Raw genomic sequence first — 15,751 nt, 5'->3', positions numbered from 1 at the left:
CCGGCTCGATATGATTATGAACCGCTTATTATCTCGCGCCAAAGAGGCCGTGGCTAGGGAGAGATGATTGCGCTTTTCCCAATATTACCCGCTAGAGCAGCTCGCCCTGCTGGACAAAGTTGGCACCCTCAAGGGTGAGCAAGCGCGCTTTCAAAGACAGGCCGCCGGCGTAGCCGGTAAGGCTACCATTGGCTCCGATTACACGATGGCAGGGAATAACGATGGCAATCGGATTCGCACCATTGGCCCGCGCCACCGCGCGAATAGCCCGAGGCTGGCCCAGCCACTGGGCTTGCTGGCTGTAACTGCGGGTTTCGCCAAAGGGAATTTGCAACAGCGCATCCCAAACCCGGCGCTGGAATTCAGTACCCTTTGGCGCCAGAGGCAGATCGAAGCTTTTGCGCTGGCCGGCGATATATTCCCGCAACTGCTGGACGGCCAAATCCGTCAGCTCCGAGGCGCCCTGCTGCCAACCGGCCCCCAAACGCAATGGTCGTTCATCGTCATAAAACTGGAGTGCAACTATACCTCTGGCGCCTCGGGAGAGCCCCTCTTGCTCGCAGGCTGCGATGGCAACATCCCCCAATTCCGTGGTGTAACTCTCATAGACAATCATTTTTTCTCTCCAGATTTCAGGGACTGCCACAACAAAATGGCTCCATATGCCCGCCAGGGCCGCCACTGCTCTGCCCGCTCCAGGGCCTGCTTGGGTTTTGCCTTTTCACCATCACTGCCCAGGGCTTGCAGAATACCCAAATCCGACGCGGGGAAAGCATCCGGCATCGACAGGCCGCGCATAGCAATATAATGCGCTGTCCAATCGCCAATACCCGGCAGTGCTGTGGCCTGGCTGCACCAATCCTCCAGGGACTGATCGGCAAAACTCACACGGCCATCCAAAGTTGCGGCGACAAACTCCTGTAGGGTTTTCACCCGAGCCCGGGTCAAGCCCAGATCGGCAAAATCCGCCTCGGCGAGACGCTCCGCCGTTGGGAATAAAAACCGCTCTCTGCCAGCATCGTCCACAAACGACTCCCCGTAGCGGGCCACTATACGTCCGGCAATAGTGGTCGCCGCCGCGACACTGATCTGCTGACCGAGAATCGCCCGCAGTGCATATTCGAATGGGTCCCAGGCACCGGGCAAGCGCAGGCCCGGATTCTTCGCCAACTGATCTGCCAGCAATGGATCTTCGTTTAATACTGTCTGGATCTCCTCAATATCCGCATCCAGATCAAACAGCCGGCGCAGGCGCTGGTTCAGCAGATATAACCCTGCCCCACCTTCCTGACCAAAAACCTCTACTACCAGGCGATTGCGTTCCGGGTCGTGGGAGACCTCCATCACGCCGCGACAAGCATCCAGTTCGAAACTGCGTGAATAGACCTCCCCCTCCACCTGCTCTACCCCCGCCAAAGCGCGAGTTCCCAAAAAAGCCAGGAGTTGCTGCCAATCTAACGGCGGGCGGTAATCCAGGTACAACCGCACCCGTGTGGCACTCGCCGTCTCGGCGCGCACTGCGTGTCCCTCCCTGCGCACCTCGGATGGAGTGCATTGATAGATCTGTTTGAATACGCCGTTAAAGCGTCTCAAACTGTTAAAACCAGCCTCGTAGGCTATTTCAGCAATAGGCAAGTCCGTATCTCGCAGTAAACGAAAAGCAAACAGTGCCCGCTCGGTTTGCCAAACCGCCAAGGGGCTTACCCCCAAGTGCTCAGAGAACAGACGGCGCAAATAGCGGCTGCTGACCCCGAGACGCTCTGCCAATCGCTCCACAGATTGAGGCTCGCGCTCACTGCGCATCAGTTTTAAAGCGCGCTGCACGGTGGTCGAAACCAATCCCCAAGCTGGACTGCCCGGCGCAGAATCGGGGCGACAGCGCAGGCAGGGCCTAAAGCCCGCATTGGCCGCCTCCGCCGCAGTTTCAAAATAAGTGACATTGCGCTCCAACGGTGGCCGAGCGGGGCAGATGGGTCGACAGAAGATACCTGTCGTCTTCACCGCCGTAAAAAAACGCCCATCAAAACGCCGATCACGGGCAAGCCGCGCACTGGAACAAATTGCCGCATCAATTTTCATTTACCCTCCCGAATCTGACCTACAGTGTATTTCCACGCTGCCTTGGAAACTAGTCAAAAACGGAACTGACCCAAAAACCATTAGACCCGATAGTCATAACAAGACTCAAGCCTTCGTTATCATGAGAAATAAATTCACATAACCAACGTTTGTCGCGGCAATGACTATATCCGGTTGCCAGATTAATTTACGCACCTGATTACTCTTTACAGCTCACAAGAAATTTTCAAAACCATCAACGTCTTTCCGCTTATTCCCCATCAAAAATACACACCGGCAACAAGCTGAAAATTTCTCAGCACAAATGTGCGGGCATTTTCACTCCCCTCACTGCCAACAAGAAAAACTAAAAAAATAAACTGCCATTATTTTTTTAATCATTACCTTTATTCATAGAAATCACACATATTTACCAACATCGAAATTCGGTGGCTCATCTATTCTGATAAGAAATAAAAATCAGGTATTTACTCCACCAATTACATCTATAGGGAAGCAACCTTCAAGAAGTGGGCACTTATTTTCACTTCTATTTTTTCGTAGCAAATGACAGTTCTTCCCCAGCAGATAACAAAAAAATATTTGTTTCCAGAGATTTCAAAGCATGCCAAAAATTTCGTTAATTGTATTTTTTCTTTCGCTACTGCTATTGAGTGCCTGCGGATCGGACAAAGGAAAAGCCCGAGCCGCCGATAACTTTCCCCCGGGCTCCAATGTGACAGACAGTGATGGAGATGGCGTTCGCAATTCCGACGATAACTGCCCCAGCATCAGCAATCCCTCCCAAGATGACCTCGACAGCGACGGTAGCGGTGATGCCTGTGACAACGATGATGACAATGATAATCACCTGGACTTAGAAGATAACTGCCCACAAATCGCCAACATCGATCAGGCAGATAGTGACGGCGATAAAGTTGGCAATGCCTGCGATGAAGATCTTGATGGTGATGAAGTAGTCAACGATGCGGATAACTGTCCTGCAAACGCCAACCATGAACAGAGTGACATGGATGGCGATGGTGTCGGTGACAGCTGCGATAACGACCTCGATGGCGATGACTTCACCAATAGCCTCGATAACTGCCCCACCGTCTCCAACCCAGACCAAACCGATCAAGACAATGACGGCATTGGCGATCTATGTGATAGCGACAGTGATACCGACAATGATGGCCTGGATGATGGTGTAGACAACTGCCCGCAAGTGTCCAACGAAGATCAAGTGGATACCGACAACGACGGCACGGGCAACGCCTGCGATAACGACGATGACGGTGATAGCATCGAAGATATCAGTGACAACTGCCCTGGCAAACCAAACCCAGCACAAGAGGATCAGGACAACGATGGATTAGGCAATGTCTGCGATCCGGACCTCGATAACGACGGCATTGATAATGAAGCTGATAATTGTCCTGCTATCGCCAATACCGACCAAAGTGATATCGACTCCGATGGAAAGGGCGATCTATGTGATAGCGATGATGATGCGGATGGCATTGAAGACCATGCCGATAATTGTCCCGTCGATGCCAATGCAGATCAAACCGACACCGATAGAGATGGCAGAGGCGACCTTTGTGACTCCGACCGGGATGGCGATGGGGTAGACAACGATGCAGACAATTGCCCCCTCGTGGCCAATGAGGACCAGGTAGATACCGACGGTGACAGCTTCGGCGATGCCTGTGATAACAACTCTGATATCGACGGGGATTTAATTACTGACTATGTCGACAACTGTGTAAACATTGCCAATACCAGCCAATTCGACCGAGACGGAGACGGTATTGGTGACGCCTGTGACAACGATAAGGATGGTGACGGCAGTGCCAACACAGAAGATAACTGCCCTGCCATTCCCAATCGAGACCAAGCCAATAACGATAGTGACCAGTTCGGTGATATCTGTGACAGCGACGATGATAACGACGGTATCATCGACCTGATCGATAACTGTCGCTTCAACCCCAATGCCCACCAAAAGGATAGCGATGCCGACTACCTCGGTGACGCCTGCGACCCCGATCTGGATAACGATGGCATCGTAAATAGCAATGACAATTGTCCCCATAACCCCAACACACTTCAGGAGGATCATGATGGGGACGGCGTCGGGGATGCATGCGATACCAATACCGATGTAGATAACGATAGCTTCGACGATGGTGTGGACAATTGCCCCGCAGTAGCTAACCCGAATCAGTCAGATCAGGACAACGATGGCCTGGGAGACATTTGTGACAATGACCGGGATGGCGATGGTACGACAAATGAACAAGATAACTGTCCCTTCGTTCCCAATGATCAAAGCGATAGTGACGGCGACGGAAGCGGTGATCATTGTGACAATGATGTCGATGGAGATAGCATCGAGGACACCCTAGACAACTGCCCACATGTACCAAACCCGGAGCAGGAAGATGGGGATGAAGATGGCAACGGCGACGCCTGTGATAGTGATATCGATAATGACACCCTGGATGACAGCGCAGATAACTGCCCAGCTATTTCCAATCCAACGCAAACGGATAGTGATGGAGACGGACAGGGCGACGCCTGCGACCCCGACGTAGATAACGATGGCGTGGAAAACACCTCAGATAACTGCCCTCAAACCTGGAATCCGAATGGAGAAGACTCGGATCAGGACGGCATTGGTGACGCCTGTGACTACGATACTGCCCTTTCCTGCACTTCCTTCGAGGGGCTTGAAATAATGGATGGCGCTAGCACAGAGCTGGAACATGGTATCAATGCTCCCTGCGATGGCTGCTCAGTAGTTTCATTGGCCAAAGTAGGCAATGGAATGCTCTCCGATGCCGCCAGAATGGAAGTTGCGAGTGGCGCTGGAGGCAGCACTTATATCCAGGTCAACCACAGTAACGTGAAAAGTGGTCGCTACCTACTTAGCTTCCTGGTGGAAAATACGAGCTCAGTACTGGATCTTATCTACCTCAACAGTATTACCATCAGTACCTATCTGGACGGAACTGCTACAGGTGAAAGCATCAGCGGTTATAGGTTGGCTCCATTTAAGGTCAATGGTGCCCAGAATCACCGCCTGTTACTGGCAAATACTCAGGCAGACTTTAACCAGGTACGCCTGACTCTTGGCGGATTGGAGCTCACCAATAACAAGCTGGATATCTATCTCGCCTGTGCGGTTCCTATAAGCCTGCCATAGTAAAGCCCTTATAAAAGCAATAAAGCCCCGAGTTCCGGGGCTTTATGTTTACAAAGGTTTATTGAAGCGATATTTGACCGCGCATATAGTCAACGGCTTGGCCGATAAGAATAACCTCATCACCTACAACCTCACAGGTGAGCACTCCGCGCCTCTTTGATAGCTGCATTGCATTGAGATGTGACTTACCCAAAACCTGACTCCAATAGAATGCCAACTCGCAATGTGCAGATCCTGTTACTGGGTCTTCATTGACTCGCAGCTTGGGAAAAAAACAGCGACTGACAAAATCACAGTGATCCCCCGGTGCGGTAATCACCACACCCCTTAAATCGAGCTCAGCCATCAACATGAAATTAGGCTTAACACTCTTTAGTTGAGTCTCGCTATCCAGTACAACGATATAGTCAAAGGCAGCCAAAGTTTTCACAGGAACCACACTTAAAGCCTCAGCCAAACCTGAGGGACATTCCGTTGGGACAGGGATACTGATAGGAAATCGCATTTTATAGCCGCCTTCGCAGAGCCCCACTTTTAACAAGCCACTGTGAGTTTCGAAGTTAATAACAGGCTTTGCGTACGATAAATGTTTAAACAAAACATGGGCTGCCGCCAGGGTGGCATGGCCACAGAGATCCACTTCAGCTTCAGGTGTAAACCATCGCAGTCTATAGCCCTCTCCCTCGGGAACAAAAAAAGCCGTTTCAGATAAGTTATTTTCTTCAGCAATATTCTGCATCTGTATATCTGTGAGCCACTCTTCAAGTGGACAAACCGCGGCCGGATTACCAGAAAAAATTCTGGATGCAAAGGCATCTACCTGATAAATATTAATTTCCATATTCTTCTAAACTTCCCAACTATAAAATAACAACTAGATTACTACTAGTAGCGTCTCTATTACAGGCAACATATACAATGCAGCACAAATTTAACAAATATAAAAAAGGGACAACTTAGTGCCCCTTTAAGTATAAACCCGGCTTTAAATGTTAAGTTAAATTTTCACCTTATCCATACCGCATACTCCAGAACTCTATCAATCCAAAGGGCAAACACTTGCCAGGGAGGTAGTGAAAGCCCGCTTCATAAACTCAAACTGCTCATTGGTTTCCATGTGTGCACTCAAGGAATTCCTGGCCGAGAGAAAGCGTTTTTTCTCAAGCTCCGTCATGCCGTCATGATAGAGGTATAATTTTTCAATCGGCTTCATGGCCGACTTTTCACTTCTATAAAATTTATCCTTGGACATAGCAAGGTCAACCTTATCCCGTATTGACCCATCCGGCATTATCTGAACAGACACACTGGGCACATAGTTTGCAATTGGCCCCTTTAGATTTAACACCTCGGGATTCAACTCACTAAGTTTCTTGGCGATATAGACTTTCAGCTTGTTATTTCTAACTTCCAACTTCACAAACGGCTTTATTATTTTGAATTTATCTTTATCTTCTTCAAACAACTGTACGGACGCCTCCAACATCACCAAACTCTGGGTGTTTAGAAAACGTTCATATTCCTCTAATTGACAAGACGCCTGTACATACTGACTAAAGAAGAAGGCAAGAACCAGGGCTGGTATTTTCATAGTTCTAATAATTATCCTTAATTTTTAGATATGGACCGCCCAATTCCACTGGGCAAATCTGACGTATATCAAACCCTATTCTAGTCGTCTTTTTTTCTTGGATAATCTATAGGTTCACATTTGCGGATCTTCCCACAGAAAATACGCAGCTTCCTTCATTTTTCAGGTTATATACGCCATTTGAGGACGACACAAAGAGGCACAAGAACTAGTTCCTAAAGTACCCATTGAGTGAGGAAACCAATACGGAAAGCCTCTCTCCTCTTTACCTTCGGTAGTCATCCAGAATTACCGGCGGCAAGCTTTTGGCTTCCGACATCCACTCTTCCACACTCTCTCTTGCCAGAAGCCTCATTACCCATTGATGAGCCCGGGGCCAATCGCACATTTCCGGGCTATGGGCATACAACCTGATAACCGTGGGCACCAGTACCAGATCTGCGAGGGAGAGATCACCACAAAGGTAAGGGCCACCACTATGGGCTAATTCTTGCTCCCAGCAGTGAAACAGTCGCTCCGCATCTGCCTGCTCAGACTGGGTCATCTGACGCTTATCCTGATAAAAAGCGCTTTCAAAAGAAAGTCGTGGACACAGCCCTGAGAGACCCGAATGTTGCCAACTTAAGAAAGAACGTGCTCTAGCCTTGGCCAAAGGATCTGAGGGAAGTAAACTTCCGCCGCCAATATCGTTGGCATATTCCATAATGGCTAGGGAATCAAAAATAACACTCTGGTTTTCAACCAATACGGGTACTGAAACAGCGGGAGATATCTCACCAATCCGGCGAAGATTTTCAAAGCGCTGCGGCTTGCGAATATCAACAACCTGCTCTTCAAATTCAATACCCAGCTCCCTAAAAGGTAGCCATGCCCGAAAAGCCCAGCTGGAGGCATTTTTAGTACCAGTGTATAAAATACGTTCCATGTTTTTCCCTTAAAATTTTTAGATACGGTCTTTAAAACAGATAACAGGGTAATTAAATAGACTCAACTATAAATCCAAAATGATGATCAACCTACTGTAGTGTTTCTTCAATGTAAACCTCCTCATTTTTTGTGATTAATCACTTAGCTTTTTCTATCAAACGATAAAAGAGTCTCCGTAAAAGCAACATCTGATACTCAATATAAGTTGCATCTAAACTTTCCCCTACTTTTTCCCTAAGAGTTTATTCCAGGTAAAAATAAAAAACCCGGCAAATGCCGGGTTTTTAAGGTGAAAATTTGCTTAGTTTTACTTCAAGCCAAGAACTTCTTTACCCTGGATGAAAGTAACATCCACGGGTATATCCGCCTCTGCCAATCGATCCAGATCAGCCTGCAACTCAGGACCGATAACCCCTTTTTCAGCGAGCAGAGTTTTGGCCTGCTCGTAGTTACCATCACCCTGAATAGTCAGGATCAGGCGCGACAGGTTGGTCATGGCCTGCTGCATTTTTTCGAAATCCACACTGTATTGACCGGTTTTCGGATCGCGGGTAAAGGCGCCCTGCTCTTTGAAGAAGTTAAAGCGCATCATATTGGCCTTACCGTGGGCACTGGCTGCACCGAAGCGCACGCTGCGAAAAATACCAGCGAGGAAGGTAACGTAGTTATCCATCAGCTCGCCCTCTTGGATCTCGCCTTTCTCATGCAAGCGGGTCACCATATAAAGGCCGAGAATATCGGCTTTGCCTTCTTCCAGAGAGGAAGAAGTCTCCTTCAACACCTGGCGTACATTTGCTCCGCCGGTCACAGTCTTCTTAATACCCAGGCCGTGCGCCACCTCGTGGAACATGGTATTGGCAAAGAAAGCGGGGAATGTGATGTGCTTGCGCTGATCTGGAGCAATCAATACATCGCTGATGGGCACCAGGATCTTGTCAAACTTGGCACGCATAGCGTTTTTCAGCTGCAGGCGACGAGTGCCTTTCGCCAGCTGAACTTCTTCATCGTTAGGCAGGTTAATGGCAATCGTCTTGGAACCCGCATTGCTGTGACCTGCGTAGAAAAGTACATCGTACGCATTCAGATCAGAATCGGTACCCGGCTCTTCGGCCTTGTACTTTTCTTCTACCGGCAAGCCTTCCTGTAATTCAGGCAACAGCGCAGCAAACTTGGCCAGCTTCTTACTCCACTCTTTATCTTTGAGGAGTACGTAAGACTCGTAAGCCGTGCGATAGGCAAACATTTGATCTTCGTAGTTTTCAATGGGGCCGATCACTACGTCGATATCATTTTCCTTCATGTCCATCCATGCCATATCGCTGGGACGGAAATTATCATTGAGCAGCGCGTCGGCACGCATGTCCAGATAGTTGGCGAATTCTTTACTTTCCGCCAGCGCGGCTGCCTGGCGCAGGATATCCGCTGCCTTCTTCAGGTCAGCATTGTAGGCTTTGCTGTAGGGGATTAATTCCAGCTTACCGGCATCGTTGCGGCGCACCAGAGAGTAGAGGCCATCTTTTCCAGGTTGGTCCCAGTTCTCAAACTCTTCGCGAGTCATATCTGCCGGATAGAAGTTGGCACCCAGGGGTTTGAGACCGTAGCCAGTGATAAACGGCTTATTGTCATTGAGGCGATCCCAAGGACCGTAATTAATCTCGGCAAACTTGCGCGCGCGGTTGTCTTCGATATCGGGCAGCAGCACTTCTGCTGGGCCGTAGGACTGCAACCAGAACAGTCGATCCATGATCCGGCTGGCATCAATCAACAGGCCGATCATCTTACGCTGATTCTCGCTAAGATTACTCATATCAGCGGTAAGTTCTACCGGTACATAAATATTAAAACGCTTATCAGCGTTTTCTATGGCTTGGCCTGCGGGCGGTGTGACCGTCTCAGATTCTACAATCTGTGCCTCCGCTTCATCTTTACGGATTTCCTCGGCCTGTTTGTCTTTGCTACAGCCGCCCACCAGCGCCATGGCCAGCAGTGCGGCAGCGATCTTGGTAGTGTTAAAGGGAATGGTCATATCGCTCTGCCTATCATTTTTTTGTTTCGGCGCCACATTAGTCTGGCTACACACAATTATCAAGACAGGCTTTTATGGCTCCGCCACCTGAGAAGCCACAGGAGTTTCCTCTCCTATTCCAGCCGTACGCTCCTGCTGCTGCATACGCCACAGGGTCGCATAGTGCCCGCCTTCCTCCAGAAGCTGGCTGTGGGAACCCTGCTCAACGATCTGGCCTTGATCCATGACCAAAATCTTATCGGCATCCACAATTGTCGAAAGACGGTGGGCGATCACCAGTGTGGTCTGTTCGCGGGCAATTTCTTTCAGAGAGGCGACAATACTGCGTTCCGAACGGCTGTCCAGAGAGGAGGTGGCTTCATCAAAAATCATAATCGGTGGTTTTTTGAGCAGCGCCCGCGCTATGGCAACCCGCTGTTTTTCACCACCGGATAGCTTAAGGCCGCGCTCACCAACCAGAGTATCCACTCCCTGGGGCAGCTGGCGGACAAAATCCGACAGGTGAGCATGATGAATTGCAGCCATCACTTCCTCATCAGTGGCATCCACCCGCCCATAACGCACATTTTCTTTGATTGATTGATTGAATAACACCGCATCCTGGGGCACCACACCAATAGCGCGACGCAAGGATTCCTGACTGACCGTACGAATATCCTGGCCATCAATGCGAATCGACCCATCACTTACATCATAAAAGCGGAACAACAACTTAAACAGGGTCGACTTACCGGCCCCGCTGGCTCCCACAATCGCCACTTTCTGGCGTGGCAGCACGGAAAAACTAACCTGGCGCAAAATTTCACGATTGTCTTTGTAGCCAAAGCGCACGGCATCAAATTCAATTCGCCCTTCCTGCACTTGCAAATCTGAGGCCTCGGATTGATCGGCCACCGCTGGCTTAACCCTGAGCAAAGAGAACATCTTTTCAATATTGGCCAGGGCACCTTTCATTTCCCGATAGACAAAACCGAGAAAATTCAACGGGATAAAAATTTGCATCATAAAGGCGTTAACCAGGACAAAATCTCCGATGGTCATCTGCCCCTTGGCCACACCTACTGCCGCCAAAATCATCGCTGCGCACATGGCAGAGGCAATAATCAGTGCCTGACCAGTGCTTAGGCTAAACAGCGATAGGCGGTTTTTACGCCGGGCCCGCTCCCACACCGCCAGCTCACGATCGTAATGATTCGATTCGTGCCGCTCATTGGCAAAATATTTCACCGTCTCATAGTTGAGCAAGCTATCTACCGCACGACTGCTGGCCTGGGATTCGGCTTCATTCAGGGCGCGTACAAAACGGGTGCGCCACTCGGTGGCCACGACAGAGAAACCGATATAAACAATAACGGCAACCAGCACTACCAGAGCAAACACGCCGCTGTAATTCCACCAGAGCAAACCTGCCACCATGGCAATCTCAAGCAGAGTGGGTACGATATTGAACACCATAAAGCGCATCAAAAAGCCGATGCCACTATTACCCCTTTCAATATCCCGAGAGAGCCCCCCGGTACGCCGATCCAAGTGAAAGTCCATATCCAACTTGTGTAGGTGCCGAAATACCTCCAGGCCAACTCGACGCTGAGCCCGTTCCGTCACCCGACCAAAGATGGTATCCCGCAACTCACCAAACAGAGTACTGGAGAATCGCACCGCACCATAAGCCAATAACAGCCCCAGTGGCAGAGCTATGGCTTGGGCAACACCACCGGTTTTATCCAGATTGTCGACGATATGCTTGAGGATAAAGGGTAAAGTGACCCCCGCAATTTTTGCCCCAATCAGGCACAAAATTGCCAGGGCGACAGCCCGGCGAAACTCCAATAAGTAGGGGAACAGGGTTTTCAGCGCACCCCAGTGCACCTCGTCCAGAGAAACAGTGGACTTGGGTCTCGGCATAATCAGTTCCGGAAGGAAAAATAGCCGCCTATTATAAATAGACTTAAAGGGTTATATAGACGCTCAATCGCAGAAACCGATTGGATGCAGCACCCCTAAACCAAAAGTTGAGCAGCAAATCTCAAACCTTGGCTACCAAGCCTCCATCCACATTAATCGTTTCTGCCGTGATAAAGCGAGAGTCATCTGACGCCAAAAACACAGCAGCATTAGCAACATCGAGCGGGTATCCTGGCCCCTTCAGCATCTGCGCGGGCTCTAAGAAGTTAGTAAAGACATGCTTGCCCTCTGGAGAGGTAACCGCCTCGGTCAGTATCTGACCAGGCCGCAAGCAATTGGCTCTGATATTGTGACGTGCCCCAATTCCGGCAATATAACGAGTAAAGGCTTCCACCCCTGCTTTCGAGGCATAGTAAGAAGCTGATGGCAGGAAACTAACCTGCTCCAATTGCGTATCGGTTGGCGCACTCTGCGCAGCAAGCGAAGACACATTAATAATGGCACCACCCCCTGCGCCAATCAGGTAGGGCCAAACCGCTTTACACATCAGAAAACAGCCAGTCAGGTTGACTTTAAAAACCTCCTCCCACTCCTGTAAGCCCTCGTAGGGGAACATATTCGGCGCACCCGTCCCTGCACCGTAAAACAGGATATTGATTGCCCCATAGCAACTGATTGTCTCCATCACTGCTTGACTGACTAACTTGTTATCGGTGACATCGCAGGGGATATAAGTAGCTTCTCCGCCGGAAGAACGAATGGACTGCTCCACCTTTCGCCCCTCCAAAGCGCGGCGCGCCAAAATAGCCACCTTGGCGCCCTCCTCCGCAAAGCGATGAGTAGTCCCATCACCGATACCTTCATTACCGCCAACAACAATGGCGACTTTGTTGCTTAGTTTTCCCATAGTCGGCACTGCCAAAGTCGATAATTACTGTATTGATGAAGAGAGTACTTATAGTTAAGGAGTCCCTGAAAAATTCCGTAATACATTTGTGGACCCCTAAGGCTGTAGAGGTTAGACAAAACTCCTGGCCAATGGCCTTTGCAAGAGCTGAAACCCAGCAGTTGCAACCTTCAACATCAGCCTTCTAGCTTTCAAAGCAGCCTAAAGAATTATGAAGGAATTCCTTAATTTTAGGTTAGCTATATAAAAGCCTAGTATCACCGTGCGATATGCCAACCAACAAATCGGCCAAAGAATATTTTCATGCCTCCATAAAGAACATATGAAAGACATGTAAATATACGACCGCAAGAAAACTAAGCCTCGTTAAAAGTGTGATTTCAGTAAAATAGATTAGATGCCATGGACAGAAATCAAAAGAGAAAGCTCAATGCAAAAATTAATGGAAAAGCCTTATCGCAACCCCGCCGATTTACAACTAGCGCTGATACGTATTTATATTGGGCTTAACTTTACTCACCATTTTGCTGAAAAATTCGGACTTCTAGGCGCCAAGACTTACGAAGAAGTCGTTCAATATTTCACAGCTATAGGTTTCTCCAGCATCATGGTAGTTATATCTGGGCTTTGCGCATTTGCCGCATTTATTGGTTTCACTTTTGGCCTATTCACTCGTTTCGCAGCAATAGGAACGTCACTTTATTTGCTCATCGCCTTGTTTTCAGGGCGTCACTATCTCGCCGGCTTCTCCTGGGCTGACCATACTAGCGGCATTGTTATTAATGGTGTAGAGCAAACCGTTTATGGTGGATGGGAATACCCCTTATTTTGGTCATTTATCTGCCTATCGTTCGTGTTAACGGGTGGTAGAAAGTGGTCCTTAGATGCACATTTAAGAAAATCCAGCTCTGCTATTATTAGATTTTTAAGCCAGTGAGTTACTGCGAAGAAAAAATTATCGGTTTTAAAAATCACAAGCGTCTAGGCGATAAGTATCTTTAGCACTGAACAACAAAATCAAAGGGTAAATCTATGCAATATAGCCTTCACCCACTAGTTGAAACCGATGCACATGAAGGCCTCGTATGGGTCGATTGGCAAAAGAGATTATATTTCACCTCCAAACCTTCAAGTGATTATCGAACTCCATCGGCCATTCGTTATTTTGATTTTAAAGACAGGTCTATACATACGGTAATTGAGCGAAGCAATATGGCTAATGGTATGTGCCTGACAGCTGATAAAAATCACCTGCTAGTGGCTGAACAGGGATTCCATGATAGTCCTGGATGTATTAGCCGCATAAATTTAAATAGCTTTTGCCGAGAGATTATTGTTGACAACTTCAAAGGACTACCCTTTAACTCACCTAACAAGATAGTTCAAGCAGACTCCCACTTTTTCTTTACCGACCCCGATTATGGTTACTACCAGGGGTTTAAACCACAAAGCGAATTGCCCACCGGCCTATACTCCTATGATGCACAAGCATCGCAATTATTTTGCCTGGGCGACGAATTTATTGTTCCTCACGGGCTTGCACTCTCCCGCAATCAAGAAACTTTGTTTCTAGTTGATAACTGCAGTATCACAAAAGAAAAGCCTTTTTACGACCCCAACCATGAACAAATTATATTCACCCTCCAGCTCAGCTGTGGGTCAAGCAATGCTCAAACAGAAACAATCATCAAAATACCCCCACAGGGTTTTATCGATGGAATAATTATTGGAGAGAACAAACAGCTAGTATTTACCTGCTTAAATAAGTTGATGACCTGTTCAGCACAAGGAGAAAACTTGCAGTGCCTCTACGAAAGTTCTGAGGATATTAACTTTGTAAACATAGCAATGGCAGAAGGAGGGCTATACGCCACTTCAGATAATGCCATTTACTATCTTGAAACTTAATGAAAAACATGAAAACAAACCATGAAACCCAGCAAAAGTACTACCACCTTTGGACTGACAAAAGTCATATTTCCAGGACAACAGAGCACTATTTAACTGGCTTTAGATTAATCCAATATTCCAACCCCAATCCAGAATATCACTACAAAGATTTGCCAGAGGTAATAAACAGTGAGTTTGCCATCTTACCTCCCAGCTGGGAAAGTGATTTTCACCCAACACCCAGTCCACAATGGGTCATTACCTTATCCGGCCGATGGAGAACAACAACAAAAGATGGGGTTTGTGTAACCTACCAACCAGGTGATGTGCACTTTGGTGGAGATTTACCACTGGAGGGGGTGCCGTTAAATCAACAGGGTCACAAAGCGCTTAATCCATCCTCCAAAGAATCGACAAAGGTACTGATACTTTCTGTCAACACCCCTCTTTCAATTCCTGAAAGCCAGTTCTGCCCCTAAATACCATAGCTATAGTGAAAGAACATATAAATTATTATGGAGGATGAGAATATTATTTTTGAACAGCTGGCAATTTTCGATTTGCTGTCAAAGTTTATTCTCACTATAGATAATCAAGACGCCAAGGTCTGTGCCTCGCTATTTACGGAAATGGTCGCTTTGAAAACGTTAGTTTGATGATTAAAGGGCGGCAAAAACTTTATGAATAGCTGCTTGTCCACAGCCGTTTGGGTACCCGACATATCACGTCTTCATATCTTTATGTTGTTTCTCTCGATAGGGCGACCGATAAGAGAAAATCAACCATAGTAGTTTTTTGCAGCAACTCGCGCGGGTTATTGCGTGGTAATGGCGGGCCAGTATGACGATGAACTTGTGAAGGTTAATGGTGATCGGCTATTCCTGCGCCGAAGTGCCATCGCTTCTGGTTTACCTGAAGATCCAGAATTTTCATTACTCAATGCAGATCAGCAAACTGCACATGTAATAAAACCCTTATTAGATGCATGGCAGCAACTGGGCGAACCCATCAGGCATTGATGACACCAATTGTCGAAGCCCCTATGACAGCTACACGAGCACTAGCCATACTGCAAGAATATGGAAAATCAAAAAGAAAACAATGATTCAGCACCTGACCAAAACAGAAATAAGATTTGCTGTATTCTATGTTTGCCTTGTGGAGAGATAATCACTTCAATCAGTATCTATCCAGGCTTAACGCAATTGGCTCTGATATTGCAATCTGCCTAAATTC

13 protein-coding genes are annotated in these 15,751 nt (G+C 48.1%); 5 read left to right on the top strand and 8 right to left on the bottom strand.

Annotation, left to right across the window (positions count from 1 at the left end; genetic code table 11):
* Positions 1–91: 91 nt before the first annotated feature.
* Together ACJJH9_RS04870 and ACJJH9_RS04865 are read right to left on the bottom strand one after the other, a co-directional pair.
* The gene (locus tag ACJJH9_RS04870; protein WP_444924494.1) at positions 92–616 is read right to left on the bottom strand and encodes a methylated-DNA--[protein]-cysteine S-methyltransferase; all 525 of its coding nucleotides are present in this window, start codon (positions 614–616) and stop codon (positions 92–94) included.
* Entirely contained in the window at positions 613–2,079 is a 1,467-nt protein-coding gene (locus ACJJH9_RS04865) for an AlkA N-terminal domain-containing protein (protein WP_444924493.1), read from the bottom strand. The genes ACJJH9_RS04870 and ACJJH9_RS04865 overlap by 4 nt, the downstream gene beginning before the upstream one ends.
* A gap of 604 nt (positions 2,080–2,683) precedes the next feature.
* Between ACJJH9_RS04865 and ACJJH9_RS04860 the strand changes: the two genes are divergently transcribed.
* On the top strand, positions 2,684–5,269 hold the full coding sequence (locus ACJJH9_RS04860) for a thrombospondin type 3 repeat-containing protein (protein WP_444924492.1): 2,586 nt from the start codon (positions 2,684–2,686) through the stop codon (positions 5,267–5,269).
* A gap of 58 nt (positions 5,270–5,327) precedes the next feature.
* Here the strand turns inward: ACJJH9_RS04860 and ACJJH9_RS04855 are convergent, their stop codons facing one another.
* From ACJJH9_RS04855 to ACJJH9_RS04830, 6 genes are all read right to left on the bottom strand, one after another.
* The gene (locus ACJJH9_RS04855) at positions 5,328–6,110 is read right to left on the bottom strand and encodes a PhzF family protein (RefSeq protein ID WP_444924491.1); all 783 of its coding nucleotides are present in this window, start codon (positions 6,108–6,110) and stop codon (positions 5,328–5,330) included.
* Positions 6,111–6,308: 198 nt separating this feature from the next.
* Complete coding sequence (locus ACJJH9_RS04850; RefSeq protein ID WP_444885676.1) at positions 6,309–6,860, bottom strand: hypothetical protein; 552 nt, start codon at positions 6,858–6,860, stop codon at positions 6,309–6,311.
* Positions 6,861–7,125: 265 nt separating this feature from the next.
* A complete protein-coding gene (locus ACJJH9_RS04845) occupies positions 7,126–7,785 on the bottom strand; it encodes a glutathione S-transferase family protein (RefSeq protein ID WP_444904159.1) in 660 nt (219 codons plus the stop codon).
* Between the two features lie 309 nt (positions 7,786–8,094).
* A complete protein-coding gene (locus ACJJH9_RS04840) occupies positions 8,095–9,813 on the bottom strand; it encodes a DUF8614 domain-containing protein (RefSeq protein WP_444924490.1) in 1,719 nt (572 codons plus the stop codon).
* Positions 9,814–9,885: 72 nt separating this feature from the next.
* Positions 9,886–11,718 carry an ABCB family ABC transporter ATP-binding protein/permease gene (locus tag ACJJH9_RS04835; protein ID WP_444924489.1) on the bottom strand — a complete coding sequence of 611 codons (1,833 nt, stop codon included), beginning with the start codon at positions 11,716–11,718 and terminating at the stop codon, positions 9,886–9,888.
* Between the two features lie 121 nt (positions 11,719–11,839).
* On the bottom strand, positions 11,840–12,625 hold the full coding sequence (locus ACJJH9_RS04830) for an SDR family NAD(P)-dependent oxidoreductase (RefSeq protein WP_252085065.1): 786 nt from the start codon (positions 12,623–12,625) through the stop codon (positions 11,840–11,842).
* A gap of 430 nt (positions 12,626–13,055) precedes the next feature.
* On the opposite strand from ACJJH9_RS04830, the gene ACJJH9_RS04825 reads away from it, so the two are divergent.
* The 4 genes from ACJJH9_RS04825 (at position 13,056) to ACJJH9_RS04810 (ending at position 15,534) form a co-directional block, all read left to right on the top strand.
* Positions 13,056–13,562, top strand: a complete 507-nt coding sequence (locus tag ACJJH9_RS04825) for a DoxX family protein (RefSeq protein WP_444898777.1) — start codon at positions 13,056–13,058, stop codon at positions 13,560–13,562.
* Between the two features lie 95 nt (positions 13,563–13,657).
* Positions 13,658–14,533, top strand: coding sequence for an SMP-30/gluconolactonase/LRE family protein (locus tag ACJJH9_RS04820; protein ID WP_444924488.1), 876 nt, complete (start codon positions 13,658–13,660; stop codon positions 14,531–14,533).
* On the top strand, positions 14,533–14,994 hold the full coding sequence (locus ACJJH9_RS04815; RefSeq protein ID WP_444924487.1) for a cupin domain-containing protein: 462 nt from the start codon (positions 14,533–14,535) through the stop codon (positions 14,992–14,994). The genes ACJJH9_RS04820 and ACJJH9_RS04815 overlap by 1 nt, the downstream gene beginning before the upstream one ends.
* Before the next feature lie 348 nt (positions 14,995–15,342).
* Positions 15,343–15,534: a hypothetical protein gene (locus tag ACJJH9_RS04810; protein ID WP_444909020.1), complete on the top strand. Its 192-nt coding sequence runs from the start codon at positions 15,343–15,345 to the stop codon at positions 15,532–15,534.
* Positions 15,535–15,751: the final 217 nt, after the last annotated feature.

It is taken from the genome of Microbulbifer mixtoriginis (SeqCode) (assembly GCF_052466715.1).
This window is presented reverse-complemented; position numbering and strand designations above follow the sequence as displayed.

Coding starts and splice junctions, on each gene's coding strand:
- ACJJH9_RS04850 (WP_444885676.1), bottom strand. CDS start 6,860: ATGAAAATACCAGCCCTGGTTCTTGCCTTCTTCTTTAGTCAGTATGTA.
- ACJJH9_RS04820 (WP_444924488.1), top strand. CDS start 13,658: ATGCAATATAGCCTTCACCCACTAGTTGAAACCGATGCACATGAAGGC.
- ACJJH9_RS04865 (WP_444924493.1), bottom strand. CDS start 2,079: ATGAAAATTGATGCGGCAATTTGTTCCAGTGCGCGGCTTGCCCGTGAT.
- ACJJH9_RS04815 (WP_444924487.1), top strand. CDS start 14,533: ATGAAAAACATGAAAACAAACCATGAAACCCAGCAAAAGTACTACCAC.
- ACJJH9_RS04840 (WP_444924490.1), bottom strand. CDS start 9,813: ATGACCATTCCCTTTAACACTACCAAGATCGCTGCCGCACTGCTGGCC.
- ACJJH9_RS04860 (WP_444924492.1), top strand. CDS start 2,684: ATGCCAAAAATTTCGTTAATTGTATTTTTTCTTTCGCTACTGCTATTG.
- ACJJH9_RS04830 (WP_252085065.1), bottom strand. CDS start 12,625: ATGGGAAAACTAAGCAACAAAGTCGCCATTGTTGTTGGCGGTAATGAA.
- ACJJH9_RS04825 (WP_444898777.1), top strand. CDS start 13,056: ATGCAAAAATTAATGGAAAAGCCTTATCGCAACCCCGCCGATTTACAA.
- ACJJH9_RS04855 (WP_444924491.1), bottom strand. CDS start 6,110: ATGGAAATTAATATTTATCAGGTAGATGCCTTTGCATCCAGAATTTTT.
- ACJJH9_RS04845 (WP_444904159.1), bottom strand. CDS start 7,785: ATGGAACGTATTTTATACACTGGTACTAAAAATGCCTCCAGCTGGGCT.
- ACJJH9_RS04870 (WP_444924494.1), bottom strand. CDS start 616: ATGATTGTCTATGAGAGTTACACCACGGAATTGGGGGATGTTGCCATC.
- ACJJH9_RS04835 (WP_444924489.1), bottom strand. CDS start 11,718: ATGCCGAGACCCAAGTCCACTGTTTCTCTGGACGAGGTGCACTGGGGT.
- ACJJH9_RS04810 (WP_444909020.1), top strand. CDS start 15,343: ATGGCGGGCCAGTATGACGATGAACTTGTGAAGGTTAATGGTGATCGG.